Source organism: Nocardioides immobilis (assembly GCF_003515065.1).
GTDB classification, from domain to species: domain Bacteria; phylum Actinomycetota; class Actinomycetes; order Propionibacteriales; family Nocardioidaceae; genus Nocardioides; species Nocardioides immobilis.
In genome coordinates this window covers 66,102-81,858 of the sequence record NZ_QXGH01000025.1, presented here as the reverse complement: position 1 = coordinate 81,858, position 15,757 = coordinate 66,102, and the positions used below count along the sequence as shown (strand labels likewise).

Sequence of the window (15,757 nt, the reverse complement as noted above, 5' to 3'; positions counted from 1 at the left end):
GGTATGCGGTGCCTCAGTGAGCTTGGAGCGCCGCCGTACGGCGTGACGCCTCGGCGACCTCCGCCGCTCGCAGCGCCGACTCGTCGAGGTTGGCGTGGCTCGCCCACCACGCCTGGCCGCTGACCGGGAGCGTGTGGATCGGGTCGTAGTACTCGTAGGTCCGCTGGAGCGCCTCGGGGTCACCGGCCTCGATCGAGGTCAGGTAGTTCTTCGTCCAGTGGCTGATGCCGCGCTCGACGTCGTAGTCGGCGATCTGGTGGACCCAGCGCTTGCCGACGTACGGCACGTCGCACACGATCCGCGGGGTCGCGAAGCCGGGCAGGTAGCCCATGATCTGGTGCTGCAGGTGCTGGGCCTGCCCGACCGAGATCCGCCAGTGCTCGCTGTAGGGGATCAGGTCGCACATGTAGAAGTAGTACGGCATGATCCGTGCGCCGTCGAGGAGCGCGAAGCACAGGTCGAGGAGCGCGTGGGGGTCGGCGTTGACCCCGTTGAGGATGACGCCCTGGTTGCGGACGTCGCGCACCCCGGCATCGAGCAGCACCGCCGACGCGTCGGCCACCGCGGGCGTGATCGACTGCGCGTGGTTGGCGTGCGTGTGGATCGCGAGCGAGACCCCACGGCTTCGCGCCGTCGCGGCGACCCGGCCGACGCCCTCGACGACCTCGGGCTGCGCCCAGTGCTGCGGCAGGCCGATCAGGGCCTTGGTCGCGAGCCGGATGTCCCGGATGTTCTCGATCTGGAGAAGGGAGTCCAGGAACGCCTCGAGGCGAGGCCACGGCATGTTGGCGACGTCCCCACCCGACACGACGACGTCGCGCACCGAGGGCGTACGACGCAGGTAGTCGAGCATGTCGGCGAGCCGGTCGTTCGGCTTGGCCACGAACTTGAGCTTCTCGACCGTGGGGGTCGAGTTGCCGACCAGGTCCATCCGGGTGCAGTGGCCGCAGTACTGCGGGCAGGTCGGCAGCAGCTCCGCGAGCACCTTGGTGGGGTAGCGGTGGGTGAGACCCTCGGCGACCCACATGTCGTGCTCGTGGAGCGAGTCGCGGGTGGCGTGCGGGTGCGACGGCCAGTCGGTGCGCCGGTCGGAGAAGACGGGCAGCATGTAGTGGCGGATCGGGTCGGCGTAGAACGCGTCGGTGAGTGATCCGGGGCCGGAGGGCTGGACGTGCGGGACCATCGTGTTCATCATCTGCGGCGGCACCAGCATCGACATGGTCGCGCGCTCGGCCTGGTCCCGCTCGAGATCGGCGTAGAAGCGCTCGTCCACCAGGTCGCCGAGCAGGTCGCGGAGCTGCTTGAGGTTCTTGACGCAGTGCGCGCGCTGCCACTGGACCGATGCCCAGTCGTCGGCGGTGACGTCACGCCAGCCCGGGAAGCGCGTCCAGTCGGGTTCGGTCAGCTCGACCCGGCGGTAGGGGTAGGGCTGACCGGCAGGCTCGCGGATGCCGGCAGCGATCGAGGTGTCGATGCTCATATGTGCCAGAATACGTGAAGATCGTCCGGTCGCAACATCGCCACACCGGAGGATTTGCGGCCTAGAGACGAAGGAGAGGCAGTGTCGACGGTAAGACAGCGGAGTGACGCGACCGGTCTGCATCGGGTGCTGGACGAGGCGACGGTGCTGCCGCAGGCCGCGCGCCGGCTCGACACCCGGCCCGAGCTCTGGCCGGACGAGGTGCGGATCCGTGTCGAGCGACTCAACCTCGATGCCGCGTCCTTCCGTCAGCTCGAAGAGGAACACAACCGCGACGGGGATGCGGTGCGGAGCGCCGTACTCGCGATCGTGGCCGAGCGAGGCAAGATGCAGAACCCGGTCACCGGATCGGGCGGGATGCTCATCGGCACCGTCGAGGAGGTCGGCCCGGAGTCGCCCCTCGGCCTGGAGGTCGGTCAGCGGGTCGCCACCCTGGTGTCGCTCACGCTCACCCCGTTGGTGATCACCGATGGCCTGGCCGCGTGGGACGGCCGCTCGGAGCAGGTGCCCTGCGAGGGCTACGCGGTCCTCTTCGGCCGCTCGATCGCGGCCGTGCTGCCCGACGACCTGCCGACCGGCCTCAGCCTGGCCGTGATGGACGTCTGTGGCGCGCCGGCGCTGACCGCCCGCGTCGTCCAGCAGTACGTCGACCGCGTCTCGACGGGCTCGACGGCCACGCCGCCCGTGGTCGCTGTGATCGGCGGCGGCGGCAAGTCGGGCTCGCTGTCGTTGGCTGCCGCCCATGCGGCAGGCGCGAGCCGTCTCATCGGCATCGTCCCGACCGACCGCGAGGCGGCCGTGCTGGAGTCCGTCGGCCTGGCTGACCAGGTCGTGGTCACCGATGCCCGCGACCCGATCGCGCTCCGCGACTCTGTCGCGGCGGCCGGGGGGCCGGCCGACATCACGGTGGTCTGCGTCGACGTACCCGGCTGTGAGGGCGGTGCCGTGCTCGCGACCGCCGACGGCGGGACCGTCATCTTCTTCTCCATGGCGACCTCGTTCTCCGCCGCCGCCCTCGGCGCCGAGGGTGTTGCCGCGGATGTCACCATGCTCGTCGGCAACGGCTACGTGCCGGGGCACGCGGACTTCGCGCTCGACCTGCTCCGGAGCAACGCCGGAGTCCGGCGGCTGTTCGAGGACCGGCTGTCGTGACCGGGAAGCTCGATCTCGACCCGGTCACCGTCCGGAAGGCACGGTCGCTGGCCCGCAAGGCCGGCCGTCCGATCGTGAAGCTGGCCCACCAGCACACGACGGTCTCCGTCGAGCGCGCCACCCTGCGGCTGGCCGGTCTGAGTGGCGCCGACTCCGAGGGCACCCCGTGGGCCAACCGCCTGCTCGACGCCGTCCGGGCCGACGTGGGCCTCGAGCACGGCGTCGCGCTGCCGGTCTGGGACGCCCTCGCCCGCGGCGAGGCGGAGGACCTGGTGACGCTGGCCCAGAAGGCGTCGGCCGGCTCGGTCCGCTTCGACCTTCCCGAAGGCACGCGGGCCAAGCGGGTCCGCGCCGCCAGCCGGCGCCAGGTCGGTGCGGGCATCCGTCAGATCGACCGCCGCCGTACCGAGCGGGAGCGTCTGATCAAGCGGCACGGTGATGCTCCGCGCGCGCCGTGGATCTACCTGATCGTGGCCACCGGTGACATCTACGAGGACATCCCGCAGGCCCAGCAGGCTGCCCGCGAAGGTGCCGACGTCATCGCGGTGATCCGGTCGACCGGACAGAGCCTGCTCGACTTCGTGCCGGAGGGCGCGACCCGGGAGGGCTTCGCCGGCACCTACGCCACTCAGGAGAACTTCCGGCTGATGCGGGCCGCGCTCGACGAGTCGAGCAAGGAGCTCGGCCGTTACGTCCGGCTGACGAACTACGCCAGCGGGCTGTGCATGCCGGAGATCGCGGCCCTGGCCGGCCTCGAGCGGCTCGACATGATGCTCAACGACTCGATGTACGGGATCCTCTTCCGCGACATCAACCCGGTGCGCACGTTCGTCGACCAGCGCTTCAGCCGGCAGGTGCACGCCCGCGCCGGCATCATCATCAACACGGGCGAGGACAACTACCTGACCACGGCCGACGCGGTCGAGGCCGCGCACACGGTGACGACGAGCCAGCTCCTCAACGAGTACTTCGCCAAGGAGGCCGGCCTCGAGGACTGGCAGCTCGGTCTCGGTCATGCCTTCGAGATCGACCCGGCCGTCCCCGAGTCGTTCCGGCTGGAGCTCGCCCACGCGCTGCTGGCGCGCGAGCTCTTCCCCAAGGCGCCGCTCAAGTGGATGCCGCCGACCCGGCACATGACCGGCGACGTCTTCCGCGGCTACCTGCTCGACGGGTTCTTCAACCTGGTCGGCGCGATGACCGGCCAGGGCATCCTGCTCGTCGGCATGATGACCGAGGCCGTCGTGACGCCGTGGCTGTCCGACCGCGACCTGGCCCTGCAGAACGTCCGCTACGTCCTCGACGCCGCAGGCGGGCTGCGGGAGGACTTCCACCCCGCTCCCGACGGCCTGATCGCGACCCGCGCCCGCCAGGTGCTGGGGGAGACGATCGACCTCCTCGAGCGGATCGCGGACGAGGGGCTGCTGGACGCCATCGCGGACGGGACGTTCGGCCTGATGCGACGCCCGGCCGACGCGGGCAAGGGCCTGGAGGGAGTGGCCCGCAAGGCGGCGGACTACTACAACCCCGCCTCCGAGATCCTGGAGGAGAAGTGAGCACCCTGGTCCGCCCCTACGGCGACACCACCGGCGACGGCATGGTGCAGATCAGCTTCACCCTGCCCGTGCCGCACTCGAAGCGCGCCGAGGGCGCGGCCCAGCAGCTCGCGGCCAAGATGGGCCTCGACCCGGCTCTGGTCGTCCACGCCAGGCCGATGGGTCCGGACTTCACGTTCTTCGTCGTCTACGGCCGGGTGCACCACCTGGTCGACCTCGACGCGGTCGAGGTGATCGAGCGCGACTACCCGCTGCTGACCCCGAAGGAGGTCAACGCGGCGATCAAGCGCAGCCTGAGCCGGCGCCTCGTCGTACTCGGTGCCTGCATCGGCACCGACGCGCACACGGTCGGCATCGACGCGATCCTCAACATCAAGGGGTTCGCGGGGGAGAAGGGCCTCGAGTACTACCGCGAGATCAAGGTCGTGAACATGGGTGCGCAGGTCTCGGTGCCGCAGCTGGTCGACCGGGCGGTCGCCGAGCAGGCCGACGCGGTCCTGGTCTCCCAGGTCGTCACCCAGCGCGACGCCCACCTGCTCAACACCCGCGAGATGTCGGCGGCGTTCGGCGAGGCGTTCCCCGCCGAGAAGCGGCCGTTGCTCGTCGTCGGTGGCCCGCGGTTCGACGAGGCGATGGCGGGGGAGCTGGGCGTCGACCGGATCTTCGGCAGAGGTACGACGCCCGGCGAGGTGGCGAGCTTCCTCGCCCATAGGCTGGCCTCGTGAGCGCCCCCCAGCAGCCTGTGGGCACCCGGGTGACCCAGCGTCGCTACGTGACCTACTCGCACGCGCACTACGCCGGCAACCTGGTGGACGGGGCTTATGGCCTCGGCCTGTTCGGGGACGTGGCGACCGAGCTCTGCATCCTCACCGACGGCGACGAGGGCCTGTTCGCGTCGTACGACGACGTCCAGTTCCGCGCCCCGGTGCGGGCGGGTGACGTCGTCGAGGCGACCGCAGAGCTGGTGAAGGCAGGTCGGCGCTCGCGGGTGATGGCGTTCACGCTGACCGTCGTCGCCCGCGGAGCGGCGACCCCGGAGCGGCCCGGAGCGGCCGCCCTCCTCGACCCGCCGCTGGTAGCGACCACCGCCACCGGCACCGTCGTCGTCCCTTAATGCCGATCACGTCGGCGCGTCGCCAGCGACACGCCGACAGATCGTCAGATTTTCGCGAAATTTCGGGGCCTCGCGACCCCTCTCTGACCTGCGCCTTCGCGCATCCGCGCAGGTCAGCGGGCGGTTGACACTTGAGGCTCTGCTGACCAAAGTACGTGACCGTTGCTCGTGCAGGTCGTGGTCGGCGGACCGACGTCCGAGTGGCCGGAAGACGGGGGTGTAGCGCCAACGCCTCCCGCCCCGGTTCGCGGAGGTCGGTTCGCGCTTCGAGAGTGACACGGAAGGGTCGCTGTCCCCCTAGACAACATCCCGGTCCCGGCAGCCGGTCGGACTCCGGGATGGTCCGAAGGTGATGGCGGCTCTTCCGTTTCCACTCTGCCCCAGCGTGTCGCGGAGAGTGCTCGCCGGTCGCAGGTGGTTCGCGGGCGATCACTACGCTGTCAGCGTGCTTGTCGCCCGCATCCTGCTCGCCGTTGCGGGCGGACTGCTCCTCACCGCCGCCTTCGAGCCGATCGCCGTCGCCTACCTCGTGCCGGTCGGCGTAGCGGCCTTTGCGCTCGCGACGCGAGACCTGCCGTTCTGGCGCGCCGGACTGGTCGGCCTGGTGTTCGGTGTGGCCTTCTACTTCACCCACATCGACTGGATGCGTGAGTCGATCGGACCGGACGCGTGGGTGGCGCTCTCCTCGATCGAGGCTCTGTTCTACGGACTGGTGGGGCTCGCCGTGCCCCTGGTCCGTCGGCTGCCTGCCTGGCCGGTCTGGCTGGCGGCCGTGTGGACCGCCGCCGACGGGCTCCGCAGCGGATGGCCGTTCAGCGGCATGCCGTGGGGACGTCTGGCGTTCGCAGTCGTCGACACCCCCGTCGCACCGGCGCTCGCCTACATCGGCATGACCGGCATGTCCTTCCTGCTCGCCGTGGTCGGGTTCTCGCTGGCGGCAGGGGTCGAGACCTGGTTGCCACGGGCTGGAGCACCCGTACGTCGTACCCGTCAGCTCGCGTTCGGGGGAGCCGTCGCGATCGTGGCGCTGCTGGTGATCCCGGCGGTGGCGCCGTACGAGACGGACATGACGGGATCGGCGGTCGTGGCGGCGGTGCAGGGCAACCTGCCCGGACCAGCCAACGACATCCTCTACGACCACCGCGGCGTCACCCGCAACCACGTCGAGGCGACGATCGGCCTGGCGGACAGCGGCGTCCGCCCCGACTTCGTGCTCTGGCCGGAGAACTCGACCGCGGTCGACCCGTTCCGGGACGGCGAGGTCAACGACGGCATCCGCGAGGCCGTCACCGCGATCGGCGTTCCGGTCGTCGTCGGGGGACTGGTCGACGACGGGCAGGACCACGTCCTCAACCAGGGGATCGTGTGGGACCCCGTCGCTGGACCGGGGGATCGCTACACCAAGCAGCACCCGGTGGCCTACGGCGAGTACATCCCGTTCCGCCGGTACTGGGACCCCAACTTCGGTGCACTGCGCGCGATCGGCCGCGACATGAAGAGCGGCACGCGCACCGAGCCGCTCCGGGTGGCCGGGATCGAGGTCGCCGACGCCATCTGCTTCGACGTCGCCTACGACGACGTGATGCGGGAGCAGGTGCGCGCCGGCGCCGAGCTGCTGACCGTCCAGACCAGCAACGCGAGCTTCATCTTCACCACCCAGATCGACCAGCAGTTCGCGATCACCCGGCTCCGGGCGATCGAGTCCGGTCGCTGGCTGGTCGTCGCCGCGACCAACGGGATCACCGGGGTGATCGCACCCGACGGCACTGTCGTCGCCTCGGCGGATCCGCGGACCACCGCGGTCCTGGTGGAGCAGGTCGGCCTCAGCAGCGAGCTGACGCCCGCCACCCGGCTCGGTGTCTGGCCCGCGCGGTTGTTCACCGGGCTGTCGCTCCTCGGCCTCGTGCTGGGCGGAATCGCGTACCGTCGACAGCGGGATGATGCCGGGTCCGCTCGGGCCACCGACGATGTGTCGGAGCCCGAGGCAACCCCCGCTCCGAATGAGGCTCCTGTTGGCTGACAACGACACCACGAAGGGCGACCGGGTCGCCGCGCTCGGCCGCGTGGTCGTGGTGATCCCGACGTACGACGAGGCGGCCAACCTGGCCTGGATCGTCGGCCGGATGCGGCGCGCCCAGCCCGCCGTCGACGTGCTGGTCGTCGACGACAACTCACCTGACGGCACTGGCGCGATCGCCGACCAGCTCGCTGCCGCGGACCCGCAGGTGCACGTCCTCCACCGCGCCGCCAAGGGCGGCCTCGGCGCGGCGTACGTCGCCGGCTTCGGGTGGGCGCTCGCGGCCGGCTACGACGTGGTCGGCGAGATGGACGCCGACGGCTCCCACCAGCCCGAGCAGCTGGACCGGTTGCTCGAAGCGCTGCACTCCGCCGACCTCGTGATCGGCTCACGCTGGGTCCCCGGTGGCAGCGTGGTCAACTGGCCGCGGCGCCGAGAGGCACTGTCACGGGGCGGCAACCTGTACGTCCGGCTGCTCCTGGGGATCGACGTCCGCGACGCCACCGCCGGCTACCGGGTGTTCCGGCGCGAGGCGCTGGAGAAGATCGATCTCGGGTCGGTGCGGTCGACCGGCTACGTCTTCCAGACCGACCTGGTCACCCGCTGCCTGCGCGCGGGCATGATCGTGCGCGAGGTGCCGATCGAGTTCATCGAGCGGGTGCGCGGCGAGTCGAAGATGAGCGGACAGGTCGCCCTCGAGTCGCTGAAGCGGATCACCCAGTGGGGCGTGCGCGAGCGCTGGGAGCAGGCGCGCGCCAGGTCCCGTCACCGCGCCTGATCTACGCTCGATCCGTGAGTACGACGAGGCGCAGGCTCTGGCCATGGCTGATGTTCGTCGCGTTCGTGGTGGTGCCGCTCGTCGAGATCTACGTGGTGATCCAGGTGGGCCAGACGATCGGCCCGTGGTGGACGATCGGGCTGCTGATCCTCGACAGCCTCGTCGGTGCGTGGCTGGTCAAGCGCGAGGGGCGGCGGGCCTGGCAGGCCCTGCGGACCGCGCTCAGCACCCATCGACCGCCTGCCAAGGAGCTGGCGGACGGTGCGCTGATCCTGATCGGCGGCACGCTGCTGCTCACCCCCGGTTTCGCGACCGACGTGGTCGGCTTCCTGCTCGTCCTCCCGTTCACCCGGCCGATCTTCCGCCGGCTGCTCACGGCCTACCTGGGCTCGCGGCTCACCGTCGCGGCTGCCCGGGCACAACGAGGCCCCGGCCCGACGGCTGGGGATGCCGTCGTCCGGGGCGAAGTCGTCGAGGACTGAGGTTCTCAGCGCCTCTCAGGCGTTGGCGGCCTTCCGCTTGCGGCCGGTGCGGTGCAGGTGAGCGGGACCGATCTCGCCGCCGCGGAGCAGCTCGAGCCGCTCGGTGAGGATGTCCTCGAGCTCCTTCTCGGAGCGCCGCTCGAGCAGCATGTCCCAATGGGTGCGCTGCGGCTTCTCGACCTTGACCTCGCGCTCGATGCCAGACGTGCTCTCGGCCTCCGCGCCACAGCGCGGGCACTCCCACACAGCCGGGACGTCGGCCTCGATCGACATCGTGATCTCGAACGAGTGCCCGTGGGTGCAGAGGTACCCGACCTGCTGGCGAGCCGCGAACTCGATGCCGCGCTCGTCCTCGAAGGACTGGCCGCCCAGTCGTGCGCCTCGCAAGGTGCGCTCCGCCATGATTTTCCTCCCATGTCCTGACCCCTGCTCCTGGCGGGGTCCGACGCGTGGTCGCCGAGGGATCTCCTCGGGCGCAGTTGACCGACGCAGCCGCTTCTTGTTCAACGCTACCCGCTAACAAAAGGTTGCAATCCCATCGAAATAACCCGGGGACGCGACGAAATCAGGCGATCGCGGGCCTTTCGTTGCCCGCATCCCGGATCCCACGCTCGGTGTCGACGCGGAGCAGCAGCAGGCCACCGATGGTGAAGAACACGATGAGGGCGAAGACGGCGGGCCGGTAGGACCCGCTGAACTGGTACACCAGACCGAACGTGAGGGTGCCGAGCCAGGACGTGCCGCGGTCCATCGCGTGGTAGAGGCTGAAGAACTCGGCCTCCTTCCCGCGCGGGATCAGCAGCGAGAAGTAGGACCGGGCCAGCGCCTGCGTCCCGCCCAGCACGATCCCGATCGCCGTGGCGAGGAGCAGGAAGGCGATCAGGTTCTCCTCCGGCACGACGAGCGCGAGCGTGACGATCACCATCCAGCAGCTCAGGCCGACCAGGATCACGCGCTTGGCGCCGACCTTCACGGCGGCCTTCCCGAACCCGATCGCGCCGCCGACGGCGACGAACTGCACGAGCAGATAGGCGCCGAGCACGATGCCGGTGTCGAAGCCGAGCTCCTTCTCGCCGAAGATCGCGGCGGACGCGATGACGGTCTGGATGCCGTCGTTGAAGAACAGGTAGGCGAGCAGGAAGGTGACGGCGACCGGGTAGTTGCGGAGCTCCTTCAGGGTCGCCCAGAGCTGGCCGAAGGAACGGGCGACCAGGCCGCCACGGGCGTTCTCGACGGCCGCGGGCGGCCGGTCCTTGATCCCGCGCCAGGGGATCAGCGTGAAGCCCGCCCACCAGATCGCTCCGGACAGCAGGCTGATCCGCACCGCCATCTCGGTGCTGAGCCCGAGCGAGTCGTGGAACGTGACGATCAGGAAGTTGGCGGCGAGCAACAGCCCGCCGCCGGCGTACCCGTAGGCCCAGCCGACCGACGACACCCTGTCGCGTTCGTTCTCCTCCGAGATCAGGTTGAGCAGCGAGTCGCTGATCACGATCGAGGCGCCGAAGCTCAGGTTCGCCACTAGGAAGACCAGGCTGCCGAACAACCACCGGTCGTCGGTCAAGAAGAACAGCAACCCCGCGGCGCCCGCTCCGACCCACGCGAACCCGGCCAGCAGGTCGGTCTTGCGGGCGGTGCGGTCGGCCATCGCGCCGATCAGCGGGTAGAGGACGGCGCCCAGCACCGTCGAGAGGGTGATGACGTACGACGGCAGCGAGCCGGGCGAGATCGCGACCCCGAGGATGTCCAGGCTCTCGCGACACCGACGGTCCTCGTCACCGACGAACCCGCACGCGGCCCGCTCGGCGATCGTGATCAGGTACGGCGCGAACAGGACCCCCGCGATCGTCGTTGCGAAGGCCGAGTTCGCCCAGTCGTAGAAGAACCACGCCTTCTGCTCGCGGGCGCGGTTGAGCGGCCCGAGATCAGCGATCTGGGGTGTCGTGTTCATCGGGTTCCCTCCCACAGGCCACGCGCCACGAGCACATCCTTGAGCAGGTCGGTGCGATCCGTGAAGATGCCGTCGACGCCGAGGTCGAGCAGTGCCTGCATCTCGTCCGGGTCGTCGACGGTCCACACGTGGACCTGCTTGACTGCAGCATGCGCCCGCCGTACGAGCCGTGGCGTCACGACACGCACGCCGTACCGGCGGTGGGGGATCTGGAACGCGACGAAGTCCTGGCCCGCCAGCCGGTCGGCAAGCCGCGCGCTCGGCAGGAACCGGAACGCGAGGACCTCCCACACGTGAGCGGCGGTGGGGACCCGGCCGTCGGTCAGTCGCCGGAACTCACGGATCCGGGCGGGGGAGAAGGAGCCGACGAGCACCCGGTCCCAGAGGTCGTGCTCCCGGATCACGTCGGCGAGCACGGCGGCTGCACCCGCCGACTTGATGTCGATGTTGAACCGGGCGTCCGGGAACGCATCGAGCAGCTGACCGAAGGTCGGGATCTCCTCGCGCCCGCCGATCCGGGCCTCGCGGACCTCCGAGAGCGTCAGGTCCCTGATGGCGCCCCGGCCGTCCGTGACCCGGTCGAGCACGTCGTCGTGGAAGGCCAGCAGGGCGCCGTCCTTGGTGACGTGCAGGTCGGTCTCGAGATAGTCGTAGCCCAGGGCGGCCGCGTGACGGAACGCCGCCAGGGTGTTCTCGAGCCCTTCGATCTCGGGGTGGTAGGCACCACCACGGTGGGCGAACGCAAGGACCCGCCCCTGCTCCAGATACATCGGTGCCGGGAGCTCAGATGTCCCGGAAGGTCTCGATGTCGGCGCCCAGCGAGCTGAGCCGCTCGGCGAGATCCTCGTAGCCGCGGTGGATGACGTAGGTCCCGCGCAGCACCGAGGTGCCCTTGCTGGCAAGCATCGCGAGCAGTACGACGACCGCCGGTCGCAGCGCCGGCGGGCACATCAGCTCCGCGCCGGTCCACGACGTCGGGCCCTCGATCATCACCCGGTGCGGGTCCAGCAGGCTGACCCGGCCGCCGAGCTTGTTGAGATCCGTGAGGTAGATCGCGCGGTTGTCGTAGACCCAGTCGTGGATGTAGGTCTGGCCCTCGGCCACCGCCGCGATGACGGCGAAGAACGGCAGGTTGTCGATGTTGAGGCCGGGGAACGGCATCGGGTGGATCTTGTCCCGCGGCGCGATCAGGTCCGAGGGCAGCGTCCGGAGGTCGACCAGCCGGGTGTGGCCGTTGGCAGCGAGGTACTCCTCGGAGCGCTCGTAGCGGAAGCCCATCTCCTCGAGCATCGCGAGCTCGATCTCCAGGAACTCGATCGGAGCCCGGCGGATCGTGATCTCGGACTTCGTGACGATCGCCGCGGCGAGCAGCGACATGGCCTCGATCGGGTCCTCGCTCGGCGCGTAGTCGACGTCGACGTCGATGACCGTCTTGCCCGTCACGGTGAGCGTCGTGGTGCCGACGCCCTCGACGTCGACGCCGAGCGCCTGCAGGTAGAAGCACAGGTCCTGGACCATGTAGTTGGACGACGCGTTGCGGATGACCGTGGTGCCGGGGTGCAGCGCAGCCGCCATCAGGGCGTTCTCGGTGACGGTGTCGCCGCGCTCGGTGAGCACGATCGGTCGGCCGGGAACGATCGCGCGGTTGACCTGACCGTGGTACCAGCCGTCGGTGGCCTTCACCTCGAGCCCGAACGGGCGCAGCGCCGACATGTGAGGCTCGACCGTGCGGGTGCCGAGGTTGCAGCCGCCGGCGTACGGCAGCTCGAAGGTGTCGGCGCGGTGGAGGAGGGGCCCGAGGAACATCAGGACCGAGCGAGTACGGCGCGCGGCCTCCTCGTCGATCCGGGTCAGGTCGAGCTCCTTCGGGGGCACGATCTCGAGGTCGTTCTCGTCGTTGATCCACCGGGTCTGCACACCGAGGCTGCCGAGCACCTCGAGCAACCGGTTGACCTCCTCGATCCGCGCCACCTTGCGCAGCGTGGTGCGGCCGCGATTGAGGAGCGAGGCACAGAGGAGGGCGACGCCGGCGTTCTTCGAGGTCTTGATGTCGATCGTGCCGGAGAGCGTGGTGGGCCCCTTGACCCGGAGGTGGGTCGGGCCGGCACCGAGCGCGACGATCTCGGAGTCGAGGGCGGCGCCGATCCGGGCCAGCATCTCGAGGGACAGGTTCTGGTGCCCCTTCTCGATCCGGTTGATGGCGCTCTGGCTCGTGCCGAGCCGCTCGGCGAGCTGGGTCTGCGTCAGACCGCGGTGCTTGCGCGCGTCGCGGATCAGGTTGCCGATCCGGCCTTTGTAGTCGGTCTGGGGCTCGACCTGGGGTGAGATCGTCATACGACGAAGGTAACTCACATGTGAGATAACGCCAACCGACACGGCGGACACGTCTGCCGGCAGTGCGTACGGCAGGATGGCGCGCATGCGCGCCACCACGATCCACGCCCCCGGTGACATCCGTGTCGAGGAGGTGCCGGATCCCACGATCAAGCGCCCGACCGACGCCATCGTGAAGGTCGTCGCCGGGTGCGTCTGCGGCTCCGACCTGTGGCCGTACCGAGGGGAGAACCCCAGCCAGCCCGGATCCACGATCGGCCACGAGTGCGTCGGCGTCGTGGAGGAGGTGGGCGCGGAGGTGACGGGATTCCGGCCCGGAGACTTCGTGATCGTGCCGTTCTGCCACTGCGACAACACCTGCCCGCACTGCGTCGCGGGTGTGCAGTCGGCGTGCGTGAACCTCGGCATGACGACCAGCGGTCAGGGTGAGTACGCCCGGGTCGGTCAGGCCGACGGAAGCCTGGTCGCCACCGACGGCGTACCGAACCCGGCGCTGATCCCGTCGCTGCTCGCGCTCTCCGACGTCATGCCGACGGGATGGCACGCCGCGGTCTCGGCCGGCGTCACCGCCGGTGGCTCCGTCGTCGTCGTCGGAGACGGCGCGGTCGGCCTGTGTGGCGTGCTGGCCGCGTCGGTGATGGGCGCCGAGACGATCATCTTGATGTCGCGCCACGAGAACCGTCAGCAGCTGGGGACCGGGTTCGGCGCGACGCACGTGGTCGCCGAGCGCGGCCGCTCGGGTGCGAAGCTCGTAAAGGAGATCACCGGGGGAGTGGGGGCCGACGCCGTCCTCGAGTGCGTCGGCACCGACGACTCCATGGGTACGGCGTTCGCGGTCGCGCGTCCCGGGGCGACGGTCGGCTTCGTGGGCGTGCCGCACGGCGTGGAGCTGCCGGTCGGGAAGATGTTCCAGAAGAACGTGGGCCTGCGCGGCGGCATGGCCCCGGTGCGGCGCTACCTGCCGGAGCTGCTGGACCTGGTCCTCGCCGGCCGGATCGAGCCGGGCCGGGTCTTCGACCTGACCCTCCCGCTCGACGAGGCGCCAGAGGCGTACCGCGCGATGGACGAACGGCGCGCGATCAAGGTGCTGCTGCAGCCCTGAGGATCAGCGGTTCTTGACGATGGTGTCGTCGCTGTTCGACGTCGGCTCGTCGGGATCGCCCATCGGCGGCTCGTCGACCTCCAGCTCGACCAGCTCGATGACGACGCCGCCGCCGGTGAGGGTCAGGGTGTCCTCGGTGAGGTCGACGGTCGGGCCGCCGCCGAGGAACGTGCCCAGCCAGGCGTCCTGGTCGTTGCGGCCGTCGGGGCAGCCCATCTCGGTGCCGGCGAGGTTGCTCACGGTCAACGTGTCGTCGTCGAGGGCAGCGGCTCCGGACATGTGGTTGCAGCCCGCGTCGGCGGACAGCTGATCGCCCTCGAAGCCGAGCCGGATCTGGGTGCGGTCGACGAGTCGGTGACCGTCGACCCGGACCGAGGCGAACACCCGACCGTCGAGGTCGTCGAGTGAGAGCTCCGCTGCGGGCTCGTCGTCGGCCATCGTGGTCGGCTCCTCGTCGCCGCAGGAGGACAGCGTCATGGCCATTACGGCGGCCAGTGCCAGAAGCATCGTCTTCACGCCGATTGGACGTCGGGTCACGCGGTCAGGTTCCCACACCTGTCGCTGCGATCGGTGCGGAACGCCGTTGCGGGATCGAAGCTCAGAACGAAGACTCGCCCGGCAGGACGACCCGCGGGCAGTCGCAGAAGTCGCCGCAGGGGAGATAGGTGTGGACGCCGTGCCCGCAGCTCGGGCAGGGCAGGTCGTGCGACAGGTGCATCTCACGGGTGGCCGTGAGGGTGGTGTCCCACATGGTACTTCTCCTTTCCTGCGGTTCCTGGTGGATGAGAGTTGAGACCTGTCGGGGGCTGGTGTCTCATCGCTCGGCGACGGGTCCTACTCAACTGACTCCGACGCTAGGCGCCTGATACACCGAGCGTGGAAGAACGCGCGGAAACTACCCGTCAGGTCTTCCGCCATGGCCCGAAATGATCACGTCGGAGCCGTAGAACGGTGTCGGTACTGACTGGCAGGCTCCGTGCATGGCCGAGTTCATCGAGCAGGACCTGAGTGGCTCCCGGTTCGAACGTGTCGACCTGCGGGGTTCGACGTTCACCGATGCCTACCTCAACGACATCCAGATCCGCGACGCGATCCTCAGCGGCATGCGCGTCAACGAGGCGATCCTCGACGGCGTCGAGATCAACGCCGAGATCAGGAACGTCCGGATCAACGGTGTCGATGTCGCGCCGCTGGTCGAGGCCGAGCTCGATCGTCGCTATCCGCAACGAGCGAAGATGCGGCCGACCACCGCGGCCGGCTTCGCGGAGGCGTGGGAGATCCTGGGCATGCTCTGGAGCGGGACGATCGACCGGGCGCGAACGCTGCCGCCCGACGCCCTGCACGAGCGCGTCGACGGGGAGTGGTCCTTCATCGAGACCCTGCGCCACCTGTCGTTCGCGAGCGCGGCGTGGGTGGCTCGCGGGATCCTCCGCGACCCGAGCCCGTGGCACCCCCTCGACCTGCCCTGGGACGGCATGCCGGACAAGCCGGGCATCCCGCGCGACCGCGACGTCCGTCCCGACCTCGACACCGTGCTCGCGCTGCGCGATGAGCGGCGGGCGATGGTCGCGCGCGTGATCGACGGACTGACCGACGAGTCCCTCGTCTCGGTGATCACCCCACCTGCTGGCGACAGCTGGCCGCCGTCGGAGGAGATCCCGCTCTCCGAGCCGCTGCTGGTCGTGCTCAACGAGGAGTGGCAGCACCGGCTCTACGCCGAGCGTGACCTCGACATGTTGGCGGAGAGGCACCGATAGCCGCCCGGTCGGGTCGCACCGATCGGGTGGCCGGCCTGGG

The 15,757-nt window shown here is 69.8% G+C and carries 16 protein-coding genes; 9 read left to right on the top strand and 7 right to left on the bottom strand.

Annotated elements, in window-relative coordinates; genetic code table 11:
- Positions 1-13: 13 nt before the first annotated feature.
- The gene (locus tag D0Z08_RS20235; RefSeq protein ID WP_118927075.1) at positions 14-1,480 is read right to left on the bottom strand and encodes a KamA family radical SAM protein; all 1,467 of its coding nucleotides are present in this window, start codon (positions 1,478-1,480) and stop codon (positions 14-16) included.
- An 81-nt stretch (positions 1,481-1,561) separates the two neighbouring features.
- Here D0Z08_RS20235 and kdd point away from each other — a divergent pair, with 81 nt between their 5' ends.
- The 7 genes from kdd to D0Z08_RS20200 all read left to right on the top strand — a co-directional run bounded on the left by kdd (position 1,562) and on the right by D0Z08_RS20200 (position 8,576).
- Entirely contained in the window at positions 1,562-2,632 is a 1,071-nt protein-coding gene (gene kdd / locus D0Z08_RS20230; RefSeq protein ID WP_118927074.1) for an L-erythro-3,5-diaminohexanoate dehydrogenase, read from the top strand.
- The gene (kamD, locus tag D0Z08_RS20225; protein ID WP_118927073.1) at positions 2,629-4,185 is read left to right on the top strand and encodes a lysine 5,6-aminomutase subunit alpha; all 1,557 of its coding nucleotides are present in this window, start codon (positions 2,629-2,631) and stop codon (positions 4,183-4,185) included. Before kdd ends, kamD begins: the two co-directional genes overlap by 4 nt.
- Positions 4,182-4,910 (top strand): lysine 5,6-aminomutase subunit beta, encoded by a 729-nt coding sequence (kamE, locus tag D0Z08_RS20220; RefSeq protein ID WP_118927072.1) that lies wholly within the window; start codon positions 4,182-4,184, stop codon positions 4,908-4,910. The genes kamD and kamE overlap by 4 nt, the downstream gene beginning before the upstream one ends.
- The gene (kal, locus tag D0Z08_RS20215) at positions 4,907-5,299 is read left to right on the top strand and encodes a 3-aminobutyryl-CoA ammonia lyase (protein ID WP_118927071.1); all 393 of its coding nucleotides are present in this window, start codon (positions 4,907-4,909) and stop codon (positions 5,297-5,299) included. Before kamE ends, kal begins: the two co-directional genes overlap by 4 nt.
- A 445-nt stretch (positions 5,300-5,744) precedes the next feature.
- Complete coding sequence (gene lnt / locus D0Z08_RS20210; RefSeq protein ID WP_245994166.1) at positions 5,745-7,319, top strand: apolipoprotein N-acyltransferase; 1,575 nt, start codon at positions 5,745-5,747, stop codon at positions 7,317-7,319.
- Positions 7,312-8,094 carry a polyprenol monophosphomannose synthase gene (locus tag D0Z08_RS20205; protein WP_245994164.1) on the top strand — a complete coding sequence of 261 codons (783 nt, stop codon included), beginning with the start codon at positions 7,312-7,314 and terminating at the stop codon, positions 8,092-8,094. The genes lnt and D0Z08_RS20205 overlap by 8 nt, the downstream gene beginning before the upstream one ends.
- A gap of 14 nt (positions 8,095-8,108) precedes the next feature.
- Complete coding sequence (locus D0Z08_RS20200) at positions 8,109-8,576, top strand: FxsA family protein (RefSeq protein ID WP_245994161.1); 468 nt, start codon at positions 8,109-8,111, stop codon at positions 8,574-8,576.
- 15 nt (positions 8,577-8,591) lie between these two features.
- On the opposite strand, the gene D0Z08_RS20195 is transcribed toward D0Z08_RS20200, so the two are convergent.
- The 4 genes from D0Z08_RS20195 to D0Z08_RS20180 form a co-directional block, all read right to left on the bottom strand.
- Complete coding sequence (locus tag D0Z08_RS20195) at positions 8,592-8,978, bottom strand: RNA polymerase-binding protein RbpA (protein ID WP_118927067.1); 387 nt, start codon at positions 8,976-8,978, stop codon at positions 8,592-8,594.
- A gap of 163 nt (positions 8,979-9,141) precedes the next feature.
- Positions 9,142-10,524, bottom strand: a complete 1,383-nt coding sequence (locus D0Z08_RS20190) for an MFS transporter (RefSeq protein WP_118927130.1) — start codon at positions 10,522-10,524, stop codon at positions 9,142-9,144.
- A complete protein-coding gene (locus tag D0Z08_RS20185) occupies positions 10,521-11,294 on the bottom strand; it encodes a glycerophosphodiester phosphodiesterase family protein (RefSeq protein ID WP_118927066.1) in 774 nt (257 codons plus the stop codon). The genes D0Z08_RS20190 and D0Z08_RS20185 overlap by 4 nt, the downstream gene beginning before the upstream one ends.
- A gap of 13 nt (positions 11,295-11,307) precedes the next feature.
- A complete protein-coding gene (locus tag D0Z08_RS20180) occupies positions 11,308-12,858 on the bottom strand; it encodes a helix-turn-helix domain-containing protein (protein ID WP_118927065.1) in 1,551 nt (516 codons plus the stop codon).
- Between the two features lie 85 nt (positions 12,859-12,943).
- Between D0Z08_RS20180 and D0Z08_RS20175 the strand changes: the two genes are divergently transcribed.
- Complete coding sequence (locus tag D0Z08_RS20175) at positions 12,944-13,960, top strand: zinc-dependent alcohol dehydrogenase family protein (RefSeq protein WP_118927064.1); 1,017 nt, start codon at positions 12,944-12,946, stop codon at positions 13,958-13,960.
- 3 nt (positions 13,961-13,963) lie between these two features.
- Here D0Z08_RS20175 and D0Z08_RS20170 read toward each other — a convergent pair whose 3' ends face one another.
- Both D0Z08_RS20170 and D0Z08_RS32260 read right to left on the bottom strand, forming a co-directional pair.
- The gene (locus tag D0Z08_RS20170) at positions 13,964-14,497 is read right to left on the bottom strand and encodes an META domain-containing protein (protein ID WP_147381493.1); all 534 of its coding nucleotides are present in this window, start codon (positions 14,495-14,497) and stop codon (positions 13,964-13,966) included.
- Positions 14,498-14,558: 61 nt separating this feature from the next.
- Positions 14,559-14,711, bottom strand: coding sequence for a hypothetical protein (locus D0Z08_RS32260; protein ID WP_182481405.1), 153 nt, complete (start codon positions 14,709-14,711; stop codon positions 14,559-14,561).
- Positions 14,712-14,940: 229 nt separating this feature from the next.
- Here D0Z08_RS32260 and D0Z08_RS20165 point away from each other — a divergent pair, with 229 nt between their 5' ends.
- Positions 14,941-15,717, top strand: coding sequence for a DinB family protein (locus D0Z08_RS20165; RefSeq protein ID WP_118927062.1), 777 nt, complete (start codon positions 14,941-14,943; stop codon positions 15,715-15,717).
- Positions 15,718-15,757: the final 40 nt, after the last annotated feature.

Bases quoted from the DNA above. Each gene is read 5' to 3' on its own strand.
- D0Z08_RS20235 (WP_118927075.1), bottom strand. From the start codon at position 1,480: ATGAGCATCGACACCTCGATCGCTGCCGGCATCCGCGAGCCTGCCGGT.
- D0Z08_RS20195 (WP_118927067.1), bottom strand. From the start codon at position 8,978: ATGGCGGAGCGCACCTTGCGAGGCGCACGACTGGGCGGCCAGTCCTTC.
- D0Z08_RS20190 (WP_118927130.1), bottom strand. From the start codon at position 10,524: ATGAACACGACACCCCAGATCGCTGATCTCGGGCCGCTCAACCGCGCC.
- D0Z08_RS20185 (WP_118927066.1), bottom strand. From the start codon at position 11,294: ATGTATCTGGAGCAGGGGCGGGTCCTTGCGTTCGCCCACCGTGGTGGT.
- D0Z08_RS20180 (WP_118927065.1), bottom strand. From the start codon at position 12,858: ATGACGATCTCACCCCAGGTCGAGCCCCAGACCGACTACAAAGGCCGG.
- D0Z08_RS20175 (WP_118927064.1), top strand. From the start codon at position 12,944: ATGCGCGCCACCACGATCCACGCCCCCGGTGACATCCGTGTCGAGGAG.
- D0Z08_RS32260 (WP_182481405.1), bottom strand. From the start codon at position 14,711: ATGTGGGACACCACCCTCACGGCCACCCGTGAGATGCACCTGTCGCAC.
- D0Z08_RS20165 (WP_118927062.1), top strand. From the start codon at position 14,941: ATGGCCGAGTTCATCGAGCAGGACCTGAGTGGCTCCCGGTTCGAACGT.